Annotated in this window: 17 protein-coding genes, 1 pseudogene and 1 riboswitch; of the genes and pseudogenes, 7 read left to right on the top strand and 11 right to left on the bottom strand. The window is 75.1% G+C overall.

Annotated elements, in window-relative coordinates; all coding sequences use genetic code 11:
- The gene (gene ribD, locus STTU_RS28720; RefSeq protein WP_043256609.1) at positions 1 to 1,095 is read right to left on the bottom strand and encodes a bifunctional diaminohydroxyphosphoribosylaminopyrimidine deaminase/5-amino-6-(5-phosphoribosylamino)uracil reductase RibD; all 1,095 of its coding nucleotides are present in this window, start codon (positions 1,093 to 1,095) and stop codon (positions 1 to 3) included.
- A 156-nt stretch (positions 1,096 to 1,251) separates the two neighbouring features.
- A riboswitch (FMN riboswitch) is annotated at positions 1,252 to 1,382 on the bottom strand.
- 114 nt (positions 1,383 to 1,496) lie between these two features.
- Here ribD and STTU_RS28715 point away from each other — a divergent pair.
- The gene (locus STTU_RS28715; RefSeq protein ID WP_311676900.1) at positions 1,497 to 2,393 is read left to right on the top strand and encodes an RNA polymerase sigma-70 factor; all 897 of its coding nucleotides are present in this window, start codon (positions 1,497 to 1,499) and stop codon (positions 2,391 to 2,393) included.
- Between the two features lie 88 nt (positions 2,394 to 2,481).
- Here STTU_RS28715 and STTU_RS28710 read toward each other — a convergent pair whose 3' ends face one another.
- On the bottom strand, positions 2,482 to 3,768 hold the full coding sequence (locus STTU_RS28710; RefSeq protein WP_007829398.1) for an ROK family transcriptional regulator: 1,287 nt from the start codon (positions 3,766 to 3,768) through the stop codon (positions 2,482 to 2,484).
- Positions 3,769 to 3,913: 145 nt separating this feature from the next.
- Here STTU_RS28710 and STTU_RS28705 point away from each other — a divergent pair, with 145 nt between their 5' ends.
- Positions 3,914 to 5,107, top strand: a complete 1,194-nt coding sequence (locus tag STTU_RS28705) for an MFS transporter (RefSeq protein WP_052862556.1) — start codon at positions 3,914 to 3,916, stop codon at positions 5,105 to 5,107.
- A 72-nt stretch (positions 5,108 to 5,179) separates the two neighbouring features.
- Here STTU_RS28705 and STTU_RS28700 read toward each other — a convergent pair whose 3' ends face one another.
- Complete coding sequence (locus STTU_RS28700) at positions 5,180 to 5,644, bottom strand: acyl-CoA thioesterase (RefSeq protein WP_007829394.1); 465 nt, start codon at positions 5,642 to 5,644, stop codon at positions 5,180 to 5,182.
- A 291-nt stretch (positions 5,645 to 5,935) separates the two neighbouring features.
- Between STTU_RS28700 and STTU_RS28695 the strand changes: the two genes are divergently transcribed.
- Positions 5,936 to 7,351, top strand: a complete 1,416-nt coding sequence (locus tag STTU_RS28695) for a uracil-xanthine permease family protein (RefSeq protein ID WP_009063357.1) — start codon at positions 5,936 to 5,938, stop codon at positions 7,349 to 7,351.
- A 68-nt stretch (positions 7,352 to 7,419) separates the two neighbouring features.
- On the opposite strand, the gene STTU_RS28690 is transcribed toward STTU_RS28695, so the two are convergent.
- Complete coding sequence (locus STTU_RS28690) at positions 7,420 to 8,604, bottom strand: glycoside hydrolase family 6 protein (protein ID WP_043257823.1); 1,185 nt, start codon at positions 8,602 to 8,604, stop codon at positions 7,420 to 7,422.
- A gap of 263 nt (positions 8,605 to 8,867) precedes the next feature.
- Here STTU_RS28690 and STTU_RS28685 point away from each other — a divergent pair.
- Positions 8,868 to 9,578: pseudogene (locus STTU_RS28685) on the top strand (DUF5995 family protein); the annotation flags it as partial.
- A gap of 43 nt (positions 9,579 to 9,621) precedes the next feature.
- Here the strand turns inward: STTU_RS28685 and STTU_RS28680 are convergent.
- The 5 genes from STTU_RS28680 to STTU_RS28660 form a co-directional block, all read right to left on the bottom strand.
- Positions 9,622 to 11,313 carry a flavin monoamine oxidase family protein gene (locus STTU_RS28680; protein WP_007829379.1) on the bottom strand — a complete coding sequence of 564 codons (1,692 nt, stop codon included), beginning with the start codon at positions 11,311 to 11,313 and terminating at the stop codon, positions 9,622 to 9,624.
- Positions 11,314 to 11,342: 29 nt separating this feature from the next.
- Positions 11,343 to 12,200, bottom strand: coding sequence for a carbon-nitrogen hydrolase family protein (locus STTU_RS28675; protein ID WP_007829378.1), 858 nt, complete (start codon positions 12,198 to 12,200; stop codon positions 11,343 to 11,345).
- Between the two features lie 82 nt (positions 12,201 to 12,282).
- Positions 12,283 to 13,206, bottom strand: a complete 924-nt coding sequence (locus STTU_RS28670; RefSeq protein WP_043256606.1) for a peptidoglycan recognition protein — start codon at positions 13,204 to 13,206, stop codon at positions 12,283 to 12,285.
- Positions 13,207 to 13,305: 99 nt separating this feature from the next.
- Entirely contained in the window at positions 13,306 to 13,743 is a 438-nt protein-coding gene (locus tag STTU_RS28665) for an Lrp/AsnC family transcriptional regulator (RefSeq protein WP_007829376.1), read from the bottom strand.
- 10 nt (positions 13,744 to 13,753) lie between these two features.
- On the bottom strand, positions 13,754 to 15,169 hold the full coding sequence (locus STTU_RS28660) for an amino acid permease (protein ID WP_043256605.1): 1,416 nt from the start codon (positions 15,167 to 15,169) through the stop codon (positions 13,754 to 13,756).
- Between the two features lie 341 nt (positions 15,170 to 15,510).
- Between STTU_RS28660 and STTU_RS28655 the strand changes: the two genes are divergently transcribed.
- Genes STTU_RS28655 through STTU_RS28645 form a run of 3 tightly spaced genes read left to right on the top strand, consistent with a single transcriptional unit; the run spans position 15,511 to position 17,824 of the window.
- Positions 15,511 to 16,962: a PP2C family protein-serine/threonine phosphatase gene (locus STTU_RS28655; protein ID WP_007829374.1), complete on the top strand. Its 1,452-nt coding sequence runs from the start codon at positions 15,511 to 15,513 to the stop codon at positions 16,960 to 16,962.
- Entirely contained in the window at positions 16,959 to 17,432 is a 474-nt protein-coding gene (locus STTU_RS28650) for an STAS domain-containing protein (RefSeq protein ID WP_043256603.1), read from the top strand. Before STTU_RS28655 ends, STTU_RS28650 begins: the two co-directional genes overlap by 4 nt.
- Positions 17,432 to 17,824 (top strand): ATP-binding protein, encoded by a 393-nt coding sequence (locus STTU_RS28645; RefSeq protein WP_007829370.1) that lies wholly within the window; start codon positions 17,432 to 17,434, stop codon positions 17,822 to 17,824. The genes STTU_RS28650 and STTU_RS28645 overlap by 1 nt, the downstream gene beginning before the upstream one ends.
- 62 nt (positions 17,825 to 17,886) lie before the next feature.
- Here the strand turns inward: STTU_RS28645 and STTU_RS28640 are convergent, their stop codons facing one another.
- Entirely contained in the window at positions 17,887 to 19,329 is a 1,443-nt protein-coding gene (locus STTU_RS28640; RefSeq protein WP_007829360.1) for a GuaB1 family IMP dehydrogenase-related protein, read from the bottom strand.
- Positions 19,330 to 19,688: 359 nt separating this feature from the next.
- Entirely contained in the window at positions 19,689 to 20,729 is a 1,041-nt protein-coding gene (locus STTU_RS28635) for a sugar-binding transcriptional regulator (RefSeq protein WP_007829359.1), read from the bottom strand.
- Between the last annotated feature and the right edge of the window lie 239 nt (positions 20,730 to 20,968).

Below are 20,968 nucleotides of genomic sequence, written 5' to 3'. Positions count from 1 at the left end.
TCAGCGCTCCTTGGGTGCGGTGGTGGGAACGGCGGTGATCCGCAGGTCGGGCCCGAGCCGCGTGCTGTCGCGCACGTCGAGCCGCAACGCGGCGGTGAGGGTGGGGATTCCCGCGTCGGTGAGGGCGGCGGGCCCGGCGCCGAGCAGGACGGGGGCGAGGTAGCCGACGACGCGGTCGGTGTACCCGGCGGCGACGAAGGCCCCGGCGAGGCGGGCGCCGCCCTCCAGGAGGACGCCGCGCACGTCGCGGGCGTACAGGGCGGCGAGGAGCGCGGTGAGGTCGAGCCCGCCGCGCGCGGCGCGCGGCAGACGCAGCAGCTCGGCGCCGTGGGCGGGCGCCGGGGCGTCGTCGGCGAGGGCGACGAGGGTGGGCGCGGCGTCGTCGAGGACGCGCGCTCCGCCCCGTACCGCCGTGCCCTCGGTGTCGAGGACGACGCGCAGCGGCTGGGGCGCCCCGGGGATGCCGCGGACGGCGAGGTGGGGGTCGTCGGTGCGGGCGGTGCCGGAGCCGACGAGGACGGCGTCGCACGTGGCGCGCAGGCGGTGGACGTCAGCGCGGGCCTCGGGCGAGGTGATCCAGCGGCTCGTGCCGTCGGCGGCGGCGGTGCGGCCGTCGAGGCTCGCGGCGTACTTCCAGGTGACGTGCGGGCGGCCGAGGCGGGCCGCGGTGAGCCAGGCGGCGTTGACGTCGGCGGCCTCGCGCTCCAGGAGGCCGTGCTCGACGTCGACGCCCGCGGCGCGGAGGGTGTCGGCCCCGCCGGTGGCCTGGTCGGTGGGGTCGGCGACGGCGTGGACGACGCGGCGGACACCCGCCTCGATCAGGGCGCGCGAGCAGGGGCCCGTGCGGCCGGTGTGGTCGCAGGGTTCGAGGGTGACGAGCGCGGTGCCGCCCCGGGCCCGCTCCCCCGCCGCGCGCAGCGCGTGGATCTCGGCGTGGGGACCGCCCGCGCGCTGGTGCCACCCGCGGCCCGCGACCTCGCCGGAGGCGTCGAGCACGACGCAGCCGACGACGGGGTTGGGGCGGGTGCGGCCGAGGCCGCGGGCGGCGAGGGCGATCGCCTCGCGCATGGCGGCGGTTTCGGCTGCGGTGGCCACCGGGTCCTCCTGCCTCTCGGGCACGGACTCCGGGGCGCTGTCGCGAGGACAGGCTTGGTACGGGCGCACACGGGCAGAGGGAACGCCGGACGCGGACCGGGGGACGCCGACGTGCGGCGGCCCGGCCTACGGCGGCGCACTGCTGCGTGCGACCCGCCGCGCACTGCCTCCCATCCGGACTTTCACCGTCGGTCCAGGAATTCCACCTGGTCAACCGCTCGCTGGAAGCGAGCGGGTCGCGGACTGTAACCGCCGGTTCGGAATTACACCGACCCCGGAGTGCGCTGTTGCTGGTACGCGCACCAGTGTGCCACGCCGGGAAGAGGAGCGCGGGGTGGGATGACTCACAGCGAGTTCGGGATTACGGGACGCGGGGACCGCGCGGTGGCACGCTGTGCGCTGTGATCACGGATTCTGTACGGGAGTTCGAGACGGAGCGGCCCCGCTTGTTCGGGCTCGCCTACCGGATGCTGGGTTCGGCGCAGGAGGCCGAGGACGTGGTGCAGGACGCGTACCTGCGCTGGGCGGGCACGGACCGCGCGGCGGTGCGCACGCCCGGCGCCTGGCTCACCACGACGGTGACGCGTCTGTGCCTGACGGTGCTCGACTCGGCGCGCGTGCGCCGCGAGCGGTACGTGGGCCCGTGGCTGCCGGAGCCGGTGCTGACCTCGGGCGGGGCGCTCGGGCCGATGGAGAGCGCGGAGCAGCGGGAGGAGGTGTCCTCGGCGCTGCTGCTCCTGCTCGAACGGCTGAGCCCGCCGGAGCGCGCGGTGTACGTGCTGCACCACGCCTTCGGCTACGGGCACCGCGAGATCGCCGGGATACTCGGCCTCTCCGAGTCGGGTGCCCGCCAGCACCTGCGGCGCGCGCGGGCGCGGCTCGCGGAGGAGCGGGCCAGGTACGCGGTGGAGAGCGAGCGGCAGCGGGCCCTCGTGGAGACCTTCCTCGCCGCCTCACGCGCGGGCGACGTGAGCGAGCTGGTGTCGCTGCTCGCCGAGGACGTGAGCTGGTGGTCGGACGGCGGCGGCAGGGTCCCGGCGGCCCGGAAGATCGTCGTGGGCCGCGAGCCGGTGGCGGGGCTGATCCGGATGGCGCTGGAGAAGTGGCTCGTGGACGCGGAGTTCCGGCCCGCGCAGATCAACGGGGCGCCCGCGCTGCTCTTCTTCGCGGACGGGCGGCTCGGCGGGGTCATGGAGGTCTCGGGCGGGGCGGAGGGGATCACGCAGATCCGGGCGGTCCTGAACCCGGAGAAACTGGGCTATCTGGCCGAGCAGTTGGGGGCCGGGGAGGCGAGCTGACGGGGGCCGGGGGCAGCCGCCCGGCTTCCGGGCCGGGCGTCGCCGCCCGCCGTCCGAGCCGGGGACGTGAGCCCCCTCCCCCGCCCCCTCACCCCCCGAACAGCTCCTGCTGGGCGTGGTCCAGCGCCATCAGCAGCGCGCCTCGCAGGACCGCCCCGCCCCCCAGCGCCGTCGGGCGCACCTCCGTCGCCAGTGGGGTGAGGCGGGCGAGGCGGCGCGCGACGCGGGCGGCCAGGACCGCGCCGCCCGCGCGGCCCGTCTCGCCGCCGAGGAGGACGCAGCCGGGATCGAGGATCGCGACGACGGAGGCCGCGCCGAGGACGACCTGGTCGGCGAGGGCGTCGAGGAAGGCGTCCGCCCGGGTCCGTACCGCCGTCGCGGGTGACTCCGTGTCGCGGACCGCGCGCCGGACGAGGGCGGCGGCGGGCGGTTCGTGCGGGGCGGGGGCCGCCACCAGCCCGTGCGCGGCGGCGAGTTCCTCGATCGCCGCCGACGAGGCGAGGGAGTGGTAGCCGCCCTCGCAGCTGTCCCGCCCGGGGAGCACCCGCGTGCCGGGGACGGGGAGGAAGCCGATCTCGCCCGTGCCGCCCGAGGCGCCCCGGCGGAGCGCGCCGTCGAGCACGACCGCCGCGCCGACGCCGTGGCCGAGCCAGAGGAGCACGAAGGTGTCGCGGTCGCGGGCCGCGCCCGCGCGCAGTTCGGCGACGGCGGCGAGGTTGGTCTCGTTCTCGACCAGGACGGTGCCCGCGAAGCGCTCGCGCAGGACGGGCACGAGCGCGCGGTGCCAGGGCGGCAGCCCCGAGCTGTCGCGCAGCTCGCCCGTGCCCGGCGTGACGAGTCCGGGCGCGCCGACGCCCACGGCACGCAGTTCGGGGACCCCCGCGCGGGCCGCCGTGTCCGCGAGGAGGTCCACCGCGCGGGCGACGGCCGCCCCGGTGCTCGCGGCGGGGTCGACGGGCGCGGAGGACTCGGCGAGGGTCGCGCCGAGCAGGTCCGTGACGAGCACGGAGACGCTGTGGGTGCGCACGTCGAGCCCCGCGAGGTGGGCGCGGTCCGCGACGATCCCGTAGATCCGGGCGTTGGGGCCGCGTCTGCGCTGTTCCGAGGCGCCGACGACCTCGATGAGCCCGGCGGCCCCGAGCCGTTCGACGAGGTCGGCGACGCTCGGGCGGGAGAGCCCGGTGAGTTCCTTGAGGCGCGCGGCGGTGAGCGGGCCGTGCTCCTGGAGGAGGCGCAGCGCGAGCCGGTCGTTGAGGGCGCGGGCGGTGCTGGGCGAGGCGGGCGCGGGGCGCTTCGCCTCCCCGGGCAGGTCCGATACGTGTGTCGAGGCGGTCACGGGCTGGTCCCCCTTCCCTCGCGGGTCGGCCTGCATCATAATCATTCACTATCAGGAAGGCTTCCTGATAGTTTCACGTCTGGCACACAGGAAGTGTTCGACAGCCCTCCGCACCAGCGGTGCGGCGCGGTGCGGGAGGGGCCACATGAGCGAGACGGCGGGAGAGCGGGCCACGGGCGCCGCGATGGCGGCGGCCGGGGGCGCGGGCGCGGTCCCGGCCGGCGGTTTCGACCGGGGGGCGGTGCGGCGCGCGCGCTGGGCGATCGCCGCGGTCTTCTGCGTGCACGGGAGCGTGACGGGCTCCTTCGCGACCCGGGTGCCCTGGATCAAGGACCACGCGGACCTCGGGGCGGGGCAGCTCGGTCTCGCGCTCGCCTTCCCCGCGCTCGGCGCGGCGCTCGCGATGCCGCTCGCGGGCCGGATCAGCCACCGCCTCGGCTCGCGGACCGCGCTGCGGCTCCTGCTCGCCGGGTGGACGCTCGCCCTCGTCCTGCCCTCGCTCGCGCCGAACCTCGCCGTGCTGTGCCTCGCGCTCTTCGTGTACGGGGCCTGCTCGGGCATGTCGGACGTCGCGATGAACGCGCTCGGCGTCGAGACGGAGAACCGCTGGGGCAAGTCGATCATGTCGGGACTGCACGGCATGTGGAGCACGGGGGCGCTGCTCGGCTCGGCGGCGGGGACGCTCGCCGCGCACCTGGGTTCGGACGCGCGGCTGCACCACCTCGTGACGGCGCTCGTGCTGACGGCGGCGGGGCTCGTGCTGTGCCGGTGGGTCCTCGACCTGCGCAGCGAGGAGGACGAGCCGGCGCCGCCGCGCTTCGCGCTGCCGCCGCGTTCGGCGCTGCTCATCGGCGCGGTGGGTTTCTGCGCGGTCTTCGCGGAGGGCGCCAGCCTGGACTGGTCGGCGGTCTTCCTGCACGGCGAACTCGACACGTCGGCCGGGATCGCCGCCGCGTCCACGACGGCGTTCACCGCGACGATGGCGCTCGCGCGCTTCGCGGGGGACGGGCTCGTGGACCGCTTCGGCGCGAGGCGTGTGGTGCGGGTCGGCGGGGTGATGGCCACGGCGGGCGGTCTGCTCGTGGTCCTCGCGGGGAACCCGGTGGCGGCGATGGGCGGCTTCGCGCTCATGGGCCTCGGCATCGCCGTCGTGGTGCCGCTGTGCTTCGCCGCCGCGGGGCGCAGCGGACCGAACCCGAGCCAGGCGATCGCGGGTGTCGCCACGATCACGTACACGGCGGGACTCATCGCCCCCTCGGCGATCGGCGTGGTCGCCGACGCGACGAGCCTGGTCGGCTCCTTCGTCCTGGTGACGGTCCTCGCCTTCGGCCTCGTGGCGGGCGCGAACGTCCTCAGGGCGGCGGGCCGCAAGGGCTGAGGCGGGGGCGGGACGGGTACGGGGCGGACCGCACGCGGAGTCCGCCCCGTACCCGTCCCGCCCCCGGGCCGCTCACGCCGCCCGCAGCAGCGCCCGCGCCTTCGCGCGGAAGTCCTCGCTCCACGGGCGGGGGCGCAGCGTGTCGGGGTCGAGGCGGACGAGGACGCGGTGGCCGCGGGCGTGGGTGACGATGCCGTCCGCCGAGCAGTAGCGGAAGCCGTAGGTGAGCCCGGTGGTGCCGAGGCGGTCGAGCCAGAGGTGGACGGCGTACTCGCCGGTGAGGGTGACGGGGTTCTCGTAGCCGATGGTGAACTCGCGGACGGCGTTGCAGGCGTCCGCGGCCTCGTGCCAGTCGCCGCGGTAGGCGAGGCCGTGCTCGCGCCAGTACGCCGTCCAGGCCCGTTCGACGAGGAGCGGGTAGCGGCCGTTGTGGAGCAGGCCGAGCGCGTCGAGGTCGTCGAAGTGCACGTACGAGGGGACGAGCACCCCGTACGGGAGGGGGCCGGTTTCGGCCGGGGCGGGGGCTGCGAGCGACATGCGGGAGCGCCTGTTCTGCCAGGGAATCGAACGCTTCATCGTAAGCGGGCGTCAGACGCCGCCCACCAGCGGGTTTACCTCGACAAGCGCCCCCTTGCGGCCACTCCTCCCCCACTCCCGGACGCCTCCCCCACGGCGCGCGGGGCCCCGCGCCGCGTACCGCGCATGGCGCGAAGGCACCCTTACCTGCCATTAACATGTGCCGGAATCCGGTACGGGAACATCCGTGCGGTCCGTCGCGTGTCCGGCTCGTGCACCGGCGGGGACTGAGGCGACGAGGAGCGAGAACAGATGGACTTCGGCGTGCGCTGGAAACTGCACGGGGACGGGCGGACCCCGGCCCCGGGTGCCGTGGTCCGGCCCGACGAGCGGCTGAGCTGGCCGCGCACGATCGGGCTCGGCGCGCAGCACGTCGTCGCGATGTTCGGCGCGTCCTTCGTCGCCCCGGTACTCATGGGTCTCGACCCGAACCTCGCGATCATGATGTCCGGCGTCTCGACGGCGATCTTCCTGCTCGCGACGCGCGGCAAGGTGCCGAGCTACCTCGGCTGCTCGCTCTCCTTCGTCGGCGTGGCGGCGGTGATCCGCGCCCAGGGCGGCTCCAGCGCGGTCGTGACGGGCGCGGTCTTCGCCGTCGGCGTGCTGCTCTTCCTCGTGGGGCTCGCGGTGCGGCACTTCGGGGCGCGGATCATCCACGCGGCGATGCCGCCGGTGGTGACGGGCGCGGTCGTGATGCTCATCGGCTTCAACCTGGCCCCTGTCACGGCGTCCACCTACTGGCCGCAGGACCAGTGGGTCGCGCTGCTCACGATGCTCTTCACGGGGCTCGCGGTCGTGTGCCTGCGCGGCTTCTGGTCGCGGATCGCGATCTTCCTGGGGCTCGTCTTCGGGTACGTCGTCTCGTGGGGCTTCGACCGGATCTTCGGCCGTATCCACTCGGCGGACGGCAGCGGCAAGACCGTCGACCACTGGCGGCTGAACCTGGACGCGGTGGGCAAGGCGGACTGGATCGGCCTGCCCGACTTCCACGGACCGCACTTCCAGTGGTCGGCGATCCTCGTCGCGCTGCCCGTCGTGATCGCGCTCATCGCGGAGAACGCGGGGCACGTCAAGGCGGTCGGCGAGATGACGGGCGAGAACCTGGACGGCAAGCTCGGCACGGCGATCTCGGCGGACGGCTTCGGCTCGATGCTCTCGACCGCCGTGGGCGGCCCGCCGAACACGACCTACTCCGAGAACATCGGCGTCATGGCGGCGACGCGCGTCTACTCGACGGCCGCGTACTGGGCGGCCGCCGGTTTCGCGCTCCTCTTCGGCCTGTGCCCCAAGTTCGGCGCGGTCGTCGCGGCGGTGCCCGGCGGGGTGCTCGGCGGGATCACCGTGATCCTCTACGGCATGATCGGGCTGCTCGGCGCGCAGATCTGGCTCAGCGCCAAGGTCGACCTGCGCAATCCGCTCAACCTCGTGCCGACGGCGGCGGGCATCATCATCGGCGTCGGCGGCGTCTCGCTGAAGATCTCGGACAACTTCGAGCTGAGCGGCATCGCGCTCGGCACGCTCGTGGTCATCACCGGCTACCACGCGCTGCGGGCCCTCGCGCCGGCCCACCTCAAGACGCAGGAGCCGCTGCTCGACTCGGGGACGTCGTCGTACGACACGTCGGAGGCGGGCGACGGGCGGTCCGCCGAGGCCCGCAAGGGCGAGTAGCGCGAGCGGACGGAGGGCGGCCCCGTACGGGAACTCGTACGGGGCCGCCGTCCGTCCCGGGGGCGCCCTCATCCCCGGACGAGCGCGTAGGCCGCCTCCGGGCTGAAGGTGCCGGGGGCCGCCGTGCAGCCGTCGGACTCGCCGGGGAGCTTCACCCACAGGTAGGCGTCGATGCGCGCCTGCCCGGTGCGCAGGGTCGGCGGGGTGCCGAGGGCGCGTCCGGCCGGGTCGCACCACGCGCCGCCGGGCGGGGCGCCGTTGCCGTTGCGGCTCGTGTCGACGACGGCGCCGAGGCCGGGCGGTCCGCCGAGCGCGTCGAGCACGGCGCGGGCGTAGGCGGTCTCGTCGGCGGTGCGGTGGAAGTGGGAGACGTTGGTGAAGATCCCGTCCCCGGCACGGGCCGCGCCCGCCTGCCGCAGGAGGGCCGCGGCGCGGTCCGGCTCCAGCCAGCCGGAGTGCCCGGCGTCGAAGTAGACGCGGGTACGGGGCCCGGCGGCCTTGAGGACCCGCGCGGCGCGCTCCAGCGAGGCGAAGCGGGCGGCGCGGTCCGCGGCCGGGAGGCAGTCGGACTGGGCGATCGCGTCCGGTTCGAGGATCACGATGTTCTCACCGTCGCCGAGGCCGCGCGCGAAGCGCGTGATCCAGTCGTCGTACGCCGCGAGGTCGGGCGCCCCGCCCTGCGAGGCACCGCCGCAGTCCCGGCCGGGAACGTCGTACGCGACGAGGACGGGCACGGCGTCCGCGCGCGCGGCGGCGCGCGTCACGGCGGTGACGCGCGCGGTGATCGTCCCGGGGCTGTGGTCGGCGAACCAGACGGCGGCGGGGCGGCGCGCGATGCCGTCCTCGATGGCGTCGGCGCGCGGGTCGGCCGGGTGGTCATCGACCCAGTCGGCCACCTGCGAGTCGGGGAAGCGGAAGAGCCTCCCCGCACCCGCCCCCGCCCCTGTCCCGCTCGCGGCGCTCTTGCCGTCGCCGTCCGGCCCCGCGGGCGACGTGGGCGCGCCCGGGAGCGCGGAGGGGCCCGCCGCGGGGGTGCGGGACGCGGGGGCGGCGCGCGAGGGGGCGGGTGCCGTCGTACGGGGCGAGGGGGCGCGGGACGGCAGGGTCGCCGCGGGGGACGAGGGCTCGGGGGCCACGGCGAGGGAGGGCGCGGGCGCGGTGGCCACGCGTTCGCCGCCGTGCTCCCCGCCACCCGCCGTGAGCAGGCCCGTCAGGCCGCCCGCGAGGGCGACGCAGGAGGCGGCGGCGACCATCGCGCCGCGCAGCGGCGCCGGGGCCCCGCGCGGGGCCCCGCCCCTGCCGGGCACGCCGGGCGCCGGGCCGCCGGGCGCGGGCCCGCCCCGCCCGTACCGTCCCTCGCCCCGCGAAGAGCCCCCTCCGTACCGCCCGGTGCCTCGCCCGTTTCCCGCCCACGTGTCCTCCTCCCCCGCCGCGCCCCGTCCCCCGTGTCCCCCGATGCGGGGACGTGCCCGGCACGGCGGCACGCGCCACAGGCTAGGGCTGCGAGCCTGCTCCCATGGGCCACTCCTCGCAGCCGACCGAAGTGCTCGGCGGCGCCGCGCGCCGCGTCGACGCGGGAGTGGACGGTGTCCTCGCCCGGATACGGGGGCTCGGGGCCGGGTGGCCGGAGCGGGACGGCGTCGCGGTCTTCCACCGGGTCTACACGCGCGTCACGGAGGAGGTCGGGCACCTCGTGGACCGGGGCGGATTCCCCGACCGGCGGGCCGCCGTGACGCTCGACGTGCTCTTCGCCGAGCGGTACCTGGACGCCGTCGAGACCTTCGAGCGGGGCGGGCGCGCCCCCGCCTGCTGGCGACCGCTCCTGCACGCCCGCGACCGGCGCGGCGTACGTCCCGTGCAGTTCGCGCTGTGCGGCGTCAACGCGCACATCGGGCACGATCTCGCGCTCGCCGTCGTGGACACCTGCCGTACGCTCGCCTGCGCCCCCGAGGACCTGCGCGACGAGTTCGATCAGGTCGGGGAGCTGCTCACGGCGCTGGAGGAGCGTGTGCGCGAGGACCTCATGCCGGGCCCCGACTTCCTCGAACGCGCCGAGCCGCTCACGCACCTCGCGGGCGCGTGGAGCATCGAGCGGGCCAGGGAAGCCGCGTGGGTGACGGCGCGGGCGCTGTGGGCGGTGCGGGGCCTGCCGGTGGTGGCGGAGGAGATGCGGGGGCGGCTGGACGCGGGCGTCGGGCACGTGGGGCGCCTCCTGGTGACGCCCCTCGTGCCCGTGCGGCTCCGCCGAGGCGCCCGTCCGCCGGGCGGTGTCAGTCCTCCGGCAGCTCCACCGGCGCCAGTTCCTCGAAGCGGTCGCCCGGCCCGGGGTTCGTCGGGTCCGTCGTGCCGCCGAGGTGGCGCATGACGCCCCACACCGCGTTGAGCGCCGTCTGCACCGCGCCCTCCGCCCAGCCCGCCGTCCAGGAGATGTCGTCGCCCGCGAGGAAGAGGCCGCGGCGGTCGGCGGGCAGGTGCTCCTGCGCGAAGTGCGTGAACAGGCGGCGCTGGTAGCGGTAGTGGCCGGGCAGGTTCGCCTTGAAGGCGCCCATGAAGTACGGCTCGTCCTCCCAGGAGACCGTCACCGGGTCGCCGATGATGTGCCCCCGGATGTCGACGTTCGGGTAGATCTCGCCGAGCGACTTCAGCATGACCTCCATGCGCGCGTGGGCGCTCAGCGGCAGCCACTTGAGGCTGTCGTCGCACCACGTGTACGAGAGGCAGATCGCGGCCGGGCGGTCCGGGCCGTTGTCGAGGAGGTAGGTGCCGCGCGTCATGCGGTCGGTGAGCGTCATCGACATGACGTCGCGGCCGGTCGCCGGGTCCTTGTCCTTCCAGAAGGGGCGGTCGACGGGCACGAACAGCTTGCTGGACTCCATGTAGTGGGTGCGCTCGATCGCCGTCCAGTGGTCGATCGGGAAGAGGTCGTCGTCGCAGGCGATCTGCGAGAGCAGCATCCAGGACTGCGCGGTGAAGACGGCGGCCTTGTACGTGCGGATGCGGCCGTCCGCGTCGGTCACGGTGATCCTGTTGCCCGCCGTGCGGTGCAGCCGGGTGACGGCGGGGCGCGGGGTCCCGCCGTGCAGCGAGGAGAGCGAGGTGCCGCGCGGCCAGTGGACGAGCTTGTCCGGCTCGCGCTCCCACAGCCGCAGCGGGAGCTGCTGGCTGCCGCCCTTGATGCCCCGGTGGTGGTCGTCGGCCTCGGTGTAGACGACGCGGAGTATCTCCAGGATCGAGTTGGGGAAGTCGGTGTCCCAGCCGCCCGTGCCGAAGCCGACCTGCCCGAAGATCTCGCGGTGCCGGAAGGAGGCGAAGGCCGGGGACTGGCAGAGGAAGCCGTAGAAGGTCTGGTCGTCCAGCTCGCGCACGAGCCGCCCCCACAGCTCGCGGACGCGCGGGACGTCGCGGCTGCGCAGCGCCTCGTTCATCGCCGTGTGGTCGGCGCCCTCCTCCAGGCAGCGGCGCCACGCCTCGGCGACGTCCCGGTAGACCTGCGGCAGGTCCTCGATGGTGCGCGCGTAGTGCGACTCTCCCTTGAGGTCGACGACGGTGGACGGCGTGACCGGCGCGAGGGGGTTCGGGAAGTCCTCGGTCTCCAGTCCGACGAGGTCGATGTAGTGCTGGAGCGCGGTGGAGGAGGGCGGGAAGCGCATCGCGCCGAGTTCGGCGGTCAGCTCCGGGTCGCAGCCGTCGAAGCCGACGGTGCGCAGCCGGCCGCCGAGCTGGTCGGCCTCGTAGACGACGGGGCGCAGGCCCATCTTCATCAGCTCGTAGGCGGTGACGAGGCCGGAGAGGCCGCCGCCGATGACGGCGACCTCGGTGCCGTGCTCGGTGGCGGGGACCTGGCCGAGCCCGGCGGGGTGCGCGAGGTGCTCGTCGTAGGGGAAGGGGAAGTCCGGGCCGCACATGGTGATGGGCGGGCGCGCGTCGCCGCCGGGCACGGCGGTGGGCACGGTGGAGGTCATGCGGGGGCTCCCAGGGTGATGCGAGGGGGTCAGCGGTAGAGATCGGTGCGCCGGTCGGCGAGGTACGGGTTGGCCGCGCGCGAGGCGGCGAGGAGCGCCGGATCGGCCTCGGCGAGCAGCAGTTCGGGGCCCGCCCCGGCGCGCGCGGGCGCGGTCCCGTCGGGCGCGGCGAGGCAGCTCAGCCCGACGAAGTCGAAGCCGCCCTCGGGCCCGGTGCGGTTCACGTAGGCGATGTGGAGCTGGCTCTCGAAGGCGCGCACGGGCACGAGGGAGCGGGCGACGAAGTCGTACGGGGCGAGCAGCGCGGTCGGCACGAGCAGCACCTCGGTCCCGGCGTCGGCGTGCGCCCGCACGTTCTCGGGGAACTCGACGTCGTAGCAGATCAGCACCCCGAGCCGGACCCCGCGCAGCTCCGCCTGCACGACGGCGCGGTCGCCCGCCGTGAAGACGGCCCGCTCGTACGGGCCGTAGAGGTGCGTCTTGCGGTACGCGGCGAGCGGGGCGCCGTCCGGGCCGACGAGGAGCGCGGAGTTGTACGTGGCGGAGCCGGCGCGCTCGGGGTAGCCGGCTAGGACGGCGAGGCCGTGGCGGCGGGCGAGGGCGCCGAGTTCCGCCGCGGCCTCGGCCTCCTCCAGGGCGAGGGCGGCCAGCGGAGGCGCGTCGGGCGTGGACCGGCTGCCCGCGACACCCGCGTCCGGAGAGCGGTGCTCCGGCGCGTACCCGCTCAGGAACAGCTCGGGGGCGACGAGGAGGTGCGCGCCGGAGGAGGCGGCGCGGGCCGCGAGCGCGTCGAGCGCGTCGAGGTTGGCACGGACGTCGCCGGGGGTGCCCGAGGACTGGGCGAGCGCGAGGCGCAGGGGCGGCGCGGGCGGGACGGAAGGGGACATGCGGGGCCTTGCGGGAAAAGGGGCCGGGACGCCTAGACGCTACGGGCGCCCGGCCCGGCGCAACAAGACACCATCGACGCCGTCATCGCGGCAGGATCTTGCGTCTGCGGGCCCCTGAGCGGTGATTCGTTGCGCCGGGCTCCCTGCGGGGTTCCATCGGGGGTCCGGGGACGCCTCCCTGCCCCCGGTCGGCGGTCTCCGGGCTCCGCGAGGCACCCTGCGCGGCGAGGAGTTTCGCCTTGCCCTGGAGCTTGAGGGCGGCCCGCCGGAACTCCGGCAGCAGGTCCATGAGCGCCTGCCCGGGGCAGTCCGTCTCGTACGCCTCGATGTGGCCGAGGACGGTGGGGAGGTTGACGGAGGTGTCCTTCGGGAAGCGGGACTTGCTGTTGGTGGAGACGAGCTGGGTGCGCGCGGACGGGCTGATCTCGGTGAGGCCGAGCTTCCACGCGATGATCCGCTCGATGGAGCGCCGCATGGGCGCGGGCACGGGGACCCCGGCGGTGTACGTGCCGATCGCGGCGATCCCCGTCGTGCCCTTGTTGAGGCCGACCGTGTGGGCGCCGATGACGGGCCTGTCGACGCCGCCGAGGCGGCCCTCGAAGATCGTGCCGCAGCGGTCGACGAGGAAGTTGTAGCCGATGTCGCCCCAGCCGCGCGCCGTCGCGTGGGCCTGGTAGATGTCGCGGACGTAGGAGGCGCTGTCCGCGCAGGAGTAGCCGTTGGGCGTGTCGGTGTGGTGGATGACGATGGCGCGCACCGAGTCCGCGTAGTGCGGCTTCTGGTCGAGCAGGCGCGGATCGGCGCCCCACTTCGCCCGGCTCACGAAGCGGGGGCGCAGCGCCGCGGCGGCCGGGGGCGGGGTGCTCGCCGCCCGCTCGCTCCCGGTCTCGCGGTGTCCCCCGCCGCCGCTGTCGAAGGCCCCGGAGAGCGCGAGACCCAGCACGACGGCCGCCACCACGAGGACCGCGGCGGCGGCGACAAGAGCGGAACGAGGCTTCGTGATCATCTCCCGACCACCTTGCGCGCCCGCATCGGCTCCGGCGCGCATTAATGGTCCGAGAGTGAACAAAACCCCCCGAAAAGAGGCCGGGAGGGCGTGCGGGGCTCAGCCCGCGCGGCGCAGCAGCGGCGAGAGCACGAGCACCGACTTGGTCCGCTCGACGAAGGGCTCGCCCGCGATCCGCTCCAGCACCCGCTCGAAGTGCTCCATGTCGGCGGCGAAGACCTGCACGACGGCGTCCGCCTCGCCGGTCACGGTCGAGGCGGAGACGACCTCCGCGTAGCCTTCGAGACCCTTGCGGATCATCTCGGGCGTCGTCTGCCTGCGGCAGTACAGCTCGATGAGTCCCTCGGTGCGCCGCCCCCGTACGGCGGGGTCCACGCGCACCGTGAAGCCCTGGATCGCGCCGCTCGCCCGCAGCCGGTCGACGCGGCGTTTGACGGCGGGGGCGGAGAGCCCCACGCGCTGCCCGATGTCGGCGTAGCTGCGCCGTGCGTCCGAGGTCAGCTCCCGCACAATCCGTTCGTCGAGTTCGTCGAGCACCGTGCTTCGTTCACTTCTTCTCGGGGGGTGTGGCGGTGGCGAGCCGGGAGTGCCGGACGCCGTACCCGAAGTAGACCACGAGGCCCAGGATCATCCAGCAGCCGAAGACGAGCCAGGTCACGGGCGACAGGCTCGTCATGAGCCACAGGCACAGCCCGAGCCCCACGGCGGGCAGGAGGGGCGAGAGGGGGACGCGGAAGGTGCGTCGCATCCCCGGCCTGATCCGGCGCAGCACGACCACGGCGACGTTGACGAGCCCGAAGGCGAAGAGGGTCCCGATGCTCGTGGCGTCGGCGAGCTGACCGAGCGGGACGACGGCGGCGAGCAGCCCGCAGAACGCGGCGACGAGCAGCGTGCACGCGCGCGGGGTGCCGCTCGCGGCGTGGACGCGCGAGAAGACGCGGGGGACGAGGCCGTCGCGGGACATCGCGAAGAGGATGCGCGTCTGCCCGTACAGCACCGTGAGGACGACGGAGGCGATGGCGACAACGGCGCCCAGCGAGAGCAGGACGGGCCACACGTCCTGCCCGGTGAGGTCGCGCGTGATCCCCGCGAGGCTCGCCTCCGAGCCCGCGAAGTCGCGCCAGGGACGCGCCCCCACGGCGACGAGCGCGACGAGCACGTACAGCGCCGTGACGAGCCCGAGCGAGAGGATGATCGCGCGCGGCAGGTCGCGCCGCGCGTCGCGCGCCTCCTCGCCCGCCGTCGACGCGGCGTCGAAGCCGATGTACGAGAAGAAGAGCGTGCCGGCCGCCGCGCTGATCCCGCTGACGCCGTACGGGGCGAAATCGGCGAAGTTCGCCGAGCGGAAGCCCGTGACGCCGATGCCGCAGAAGAGCAGGAGCGCGGCGATCTTCACGCACACCATGACGGTGTTGGCGCGCGCCGACTCACGGGCGCCGCCGAGGAGGAAGGCGAGGGCGAGGAGCACGACGGCGAGCGCGGCCACGTTGACGACGCCACCGTCCCCCGGAGGGGCCGAGAGCGCGGCGGGCAGCGTGACGCCGAGGGTGCCGTCGAGGAACTCGTTGACGTACTGGCCCCAGCCGACCGCGACGGCGGCCACCGAGACCCCGTACTCCAGGATCAGGCACCAGCCGCACACCCACGCGACCAGCTCCCCGAGCGTCGCGTAGGCGTACGTGTACGAGGACCCGGCGACGGGGATCGCGCCCGCGAGCTCGGCGTAGCTCAGCGCGGAGAAGAGCGCCGTGAACCCCGCGAGGACGAAGGAGACGACGACGGCGGGCCCGGCCTTGGGCACCGCCTCGCCGAGCACGACGAAGATGCCGGTGCCGAGCGTCGCGCCGACGCTGATCATGGTGAGCTGCCACAGGCCCAGCGAGCGGCGCAGGCCGCTGTCGTCCCCACCGAGCCGGTCGACGGGCGTGCGGCGGGCCAGGGCGGCCGCTTCGGGCAGGGGCACAGGGGCTCTCCTCGGGTGAAGCGAGCGGCGCAGGCCGCTGTCGTCCCCACCGAGCCGGTCGACGGGCGTGCGGCGGGCCAGGGCGGCCGCTTCGGGCAGGGGCACAGGGGCTCTCCTCGGGTGGGAACGCGGGGCGCACTCGCGCAGGGGGACGGTACGGCGCCGGGGGCGGCCCGCCGCCGAAGGCGCTCCGTGGTGCCGCGAAGGCACCCCGCGGTACCGTCCACGCGCGCCGCCCTCGCCCGAAGGCGCTCCGCGGTCCTCCGAAGGTGGGAGCATGGAGGCGAGAGGCGCGGGGTAGCCGCTGACGCGGGTCAGTCGCCGAAACGGGAAGAAGTCGGGTGAGCGAGAAGGTGAGCGAGACGAGCGGCGGCGAACAGCACACGGCCGGTACCCGCGCACGGGTGCCGGCCTCGCGGCGCGCCGCGCACGGCCCGCGTTCCACGCACCGCTCGCTGCCGGAGCTGGAGGACGCCCTGCGGCTGCTCGCCCAGGAGTGGCGGCTGCCCGTGGAGCTGCGCGGCAGGCTCACGCAGTCGGTCGCGGCGCTCGCCGGACCGCCGCTGCGCGAGGGCCGCAGCGTGACACTCGCGGCGCGGCGCGGGGCGCGCGAGCTGACGGTCGAGCTGCGGCCCGCGGCGGTCGCCCCCGACGAGACCCCGGCGCTGCCTCCCGAGGCCGCCGGTCGCGGCGCCCGCTGGCGCCTCACCCGCCCCTGCGAGGAGGACCCCCGCGAGGAGGACGCCCACGAGGAGGACGCCCACGGGGAAGGCCCCCAAGAGGAGGGCCGACGTGAGGGTGACACCCGCGAGAAAGGCGCTCGTGAGGACGGTCCCCGTCGGAAGTCCCCCCGCGAGGAGGACGCCGACGACAAGGCCCCCCACGCGGGCGACAGCCCCGCGGGCGGGGCCGCCGCGGGGAGCGCGCGCGAGCTGCTGGCCGAGGAGCTGCGCGAGGCGCGGGCGCGGATCGCCGAGCTGACCGACGACCGGCAGCGGCTCACGCAGGAGCTGGCCGAGACGAACAGCGGCGTCCTCGCCCTCTACGTGCAGCTGGAGGAGCGCGACGAGCAGTTGCGGCGGGCGCACGGGCAGATGCTCCGCGAGCTGGAGGACGCGCTGCGCCCACCGCCCGTCGCCGTCCCCGGCCTGGAGATGGCGATCCACTACGCGCCCGCCGACACGGACGCGCCGACCGGGGGCGACCTCTACGACTGGTTCCGGCTGCCGGACGGCACCGTGCACATCACGGTCGTGGACGCGCTCGGGCACGGTGTGACGAGTACGCGCAGCGCGCTCAACGTGACGCACGCGGTGCGCACCCTCGCCCTGGAGGGCCACCCCCTCGGCCAGATCGTGGCCCGTACGGACGAGATCCTGCTGCCCTTCGACCGCGAGCTGATGGCGACGGTGCAGCTCGTGCGGATCGACCCCGTGACCGGCGTCGTGCGCATCGCGAACGGCAGCCACCCCCCGGCGCTCGTGGCGCGGGCGGGCGGCGCGACGGAGTACCTGGAGGTGCGCGGCAGGGGCATCGGCTACCCGCTCCCCGGCAGCGAGCGCGTGCGCGAGGACGCGCTCGGCCCCGGGGACCTGCTCGTCCTCTACACGGACGGTCTCACCGAGTCGCGCCGCGACCCGCGCGACGGCGAGCGCCGCCTCGCCCTCGCCGCCGCGCGGCACCGGGGGCTGCCCACCGAGGAGGTCCCCGGCGCGCTCGCCGCCGAGATGCACACGGTGATCCTGCACCCCGACGACACCCTCGCCCTGACGGTTCGGAGGACCGGCGCATGAACGACCCCCTCGCCGGTACGGAACCGGCGCCCGCGGAACCGGCGCCCGAGGTGCCCGACCCCGTCGGGACGCGGCCGGAGCCCGTGCTCCCCGCCGCCGAAGGGCCCCCCGCCACCACGCGCCCCGCCGAAGCACCCCCCGCCGAGGGCCCCGTGCGCCTGCGGGTCGCGCTGAGCGAGCGCCCCGAGCGGGTGCTCGTCGAGATCGACGGGGTGCTCGACTACGAGACCGAGGGCCGCCTGCGCGGCGCGCTCGACGGGGTCGCGGCGAAGCCGGGACGGCGCTTCGTGCTCGACCTCTCGCGCGTCGGCTTCCTCGACTCGGGCGGGATCGGCGCCCTGCTCGCGATACGCCGGGGCCTGCTCTCGCGAGGCGCGGAACTCGCCGTCACGGAGGTCTCCCCGATGGTCGCGCGGCTGCTGCGGATGACCGGCCTGGACGAGGTGCTGCTCCCAGGGACCGGCTGCTGATGCCCGCGACGCCGCGCCTGCTCGTCCTGGAGGGCCCGCACGTGAGCAGTGCGGCGGCCAGGGAGGCCGCGAGCGGATTCGTCGCCGGGGTGTGCCCGTGGGCGGATGTCGAAGCGGTCGTTCTGGTCGTCGCCGAACTCGTCGCGAACGCCTCGCGCCACACCGAGGGCCCCTGGCGCCTGTCCCTGTGGGCCTACCACGGCGAGCTGCGGGTCGGCGTGGAGGACACGAGCAGCACCCCGCCGGTCCCCCGCGCCCCGGACCTCGCGGGCGGCGGCGGCTTCGGCTGGCACCTGGTGCAGAAGCTCGCCGGGGGCGTGAGCGTCCTGCCGCTGCCCGAGGGCAAGCGCGTCGAGGCCCGTTGGCAGCGCGGGGGCTCCGAAGTGGCGTAGGAACGGGTACGGGACGGGGCGGCCCCCGTGAGGAGGGCCGCCCCGTCCCGTACTTCCCTGCCTCAGCTCCAGCTGGAGTGGAGCGGCTGGCCCTCCGCGTACCCGGCCGCACTCTGGATGCCGACGACGGCGCGCTCGGCGAACTCGGCGAGGTTGGCGGCGCCCGCGTAGGTGAAGGCGGAGCGGACCCCGGCGATGATCGAGTCGATGAGGTCCTCGACGCCGGGCCGCGCCGGGTCGAGGAACATGCGCGAGGTGGAGATGCCCTCCTCGAAGAGCGCCTTGCGGGCGCGGTCGTAGGCGGACTCCTCGGAGGTGCGGTTGCGCACGGCACGGGCCGAGGCCATGCCGAAGGACTCCTTGTACAGGCGCCCGTCGGCGGCCTGCTGGAGGTCGCCGGGGGACTCGTACGTCCCGGCGAACCAGGAGCCGATCATGACGTTGGAGGCACCGGCCGCGAGGGCCATGGCGACGTCGCGCGGGTGGCGGACACCGCCGTCGGCCCACACGTGGCGGCCGTACTTGGCGGCCTCGGCGGCGCATTCGAGCACGGCGGAGAACTGCGGACGGCCGACGCCCGTGGCCATCCGGGTCGTGCACATCGCGCCGGGGCCCACACCGACCTTGATGATGTCGGCGCCCGCCTCGACGAGGTCGCGCACGCCCTCGGCGGCGACGATGTTGCCCGCGACGATCGGGACCTGCGGGTCCAGGGCGCGCACGGCGCGCAGCGCGGCGATCATCGACTCCTGGTGACCGTGCGCGGTGTCGACGACGAGCGTGTCGATCCCGGCGTCGAGGAGCTGCTTGGCCTTGCCCGCGACATCGCCGTTGATGCCGACGGCGGCGGCGACACGGAGGCGGCCCGAGGCGTCGGTGTTCGGCGTGTAGAGGGTGGCGCGCAGGGCGCCGGTACGGGTGAGGATGCCGGTGAGGCGGCCCTCGGTGTCGACGGCGGGGGCGTAGCGCCGGTTGGCGGCGTCGAGCTTGTGGAAGGCGTCGCGCGGGGCGATCGCGTCGTCCAGCAGCAGGAGGTCGCGGGACATGACCTCGGAGAGCTGCGTGAAGCGGTCCACGCCGTTGAGGTCCTGGTCGGTGACGACGCCGACGGGGCGGCGCTCGGCGTCCACGACGACGCCCGCGTTGTGCGCGCGCTTGGGCAGCAGCGACAGGGCCTCGCCCACGGTCTGGTGGGGTTCGAGGACGATCGGCGTGTCCAGGACGAGGTGGCGCCGCTTGACCCAGGAGGTGACGTCGGCGACGACCTCGATCGGGATGTCCTGCGGGATGACGGTGAGGCCGCCGCGCCGGGCGACGGTCTCGGCCATGCGGCGGCCCGCGATGGCGGTCATGTTCGCGACGACGAGGGGGATGGTCGTGCCGGTCCCGTCGGGGGCCGCGAGGTCGACGGCCATCCGGGAGCCGACCGCCGAACGGCGCGGCACCATGAAGACGTCGTCGTACGTGAGGTCGTGGCTCGGCCCGAGGTCGTTGAGGAATCGCATTCTGGCTCTCTCACCTGCTGTTCGTCCGCTGCCGACAGTGGTCGGCGGGGTGGGGAGTATGCGCAGTGCGTGGCGGCCGGGCAGTGGCTCCTCTGTCCATTCTCGCTGATCAGAGGGGGCACTGACCAATGACGGCCACCGAGTGTGGAGCTTTCCCCGAAGCCGGGGGCGGTATGCGGGCGGCGGCGTGGTGGCTTCGTACGAGGTGCGGAACGCCGGTACGGAGGGGCGGGACGCCGGTACGGCGGCGCGCTGCCGGTACGGGGTGCCGCCGCGCCCCGTACGGCGCGAGCCGGGGCCGTACGCCGGAAGCCGGCCGCCCCGAGGGGTGACCGGCTTCCCTGCCGCGACCTCCGGACTCAGTCGTCCGGGTCGGCCCGGTCGAGTGCCGGGCGGGGCGGCTCGCCCGCCGTGAGGAGGTAGTCGGCGGCGGCCGTGTCCGTGACGAGGCTCGTGACGAGACCGGAGCGCAGGACGGCGTCGATCGCCGCCGCCTTGCGGTGCCCGCCCGCGATCGCGACGACCTCGGGGATACGCCGCAGCCGCTCCGGCTCGACGGTGATGCACCGCTCGCCGAGGTCGCGGCCCACGCGCCGCCCGCGCGCGTCGAAGAGGTGCGCGGACATCTCCGCCGCGACGCCGAGCGAGGCGTAGTGGCGGCGCTCCTCCTCGCCGAGCATGTCGTGCACGGTCGACACACCCGGCTCCCAGGAGCCGATCGAGACGGCCGCGACGGTGACCTTGTCGAAGTAGTCGAAGGCCCGCGAGATGCCGGTCTGGCTGCGCAGCGCGGCGGCGGTCGCCGGGTCGGGCAGCAGCATCGGCGCGTAGATGGGGTGCGCCTCGCCGCCGGAGACCTGCGCGGCGCGCCGTACCGCCTCGACGGAGCCGCGCTCGGCGGTGCCCGCGTCGTAGACCCCGGTGAGCTGCACGACGGTGCACGGGGGCAGCGTGTGCAGCGCGGTCGCCATGTGGATGGTGGAGCGTCCCCAGGCGAGGCCGAGGACGTCGCCCTCGTGGACGAGTTCGCCGAGGAGGTCGGCGGCGACCTCGCCGAGGTTCTCCGGGTCGGGCGAGTCGTCGGCCTCGGCCGGTGACTCCACCACGACGGCGTGCCGCAGCCCGTAACGGGCCCGCAGGGCGTCCGAGCGCTCGGCGTCGAGCTCGGCGGGGACGCGGATCTCGATACGGACGAGATCCCGGTCGAGGGCGGTCTCCAGGACCCGGGCCACCTTGAAGCGGCTGACGCCGAACTCCTCGGCGATCTGGATCTTGGACTTGCCCTCCAGGTAGAAGCGGCGGGCCATGGCCGCCGCCTGGACCAGCTCTGCGGGTCCCATCCGCATGGCTGCCCGACCCGCCGACATCGCGGACACGGCGCTCTCCTCACTGCTGTACATACTCCGGACTCGCCGTTCATCCTCGCAGACGCGGCGGTGCGTGCTCAGCCCCGCGGCGCCCGGTTCACGGAGCCGATGCCCAGTCGTATCCCGGTGTCCGCCCGGATCGATTCCCGGGCGGCGCCTTTCTCCTCTGTGTCCGGGTGTGCGGTCCCGGACGTGGTGTCCGGGACGCGGTCCCGGACGGCTCTCCTCTCGCGGCCCGGTCGCCGACCGGTCCCTCTCGCGGCCGGTCCCCG

Source organism: Streptomyces sp. Tu6071, from assembly GCF_000213055.1.
Classification (GTDB): domain Bacteria; phylum Actinomycetota; class Actinomycetes; order Streptomycetales; family Streptomycetaceae; genus Streptomyces; species Streptomyces evansiae.
Note: the sequence above shows the minus strand (reverse complement) of the source record. Positions and strands in the feature narration are given on the sequence as shown.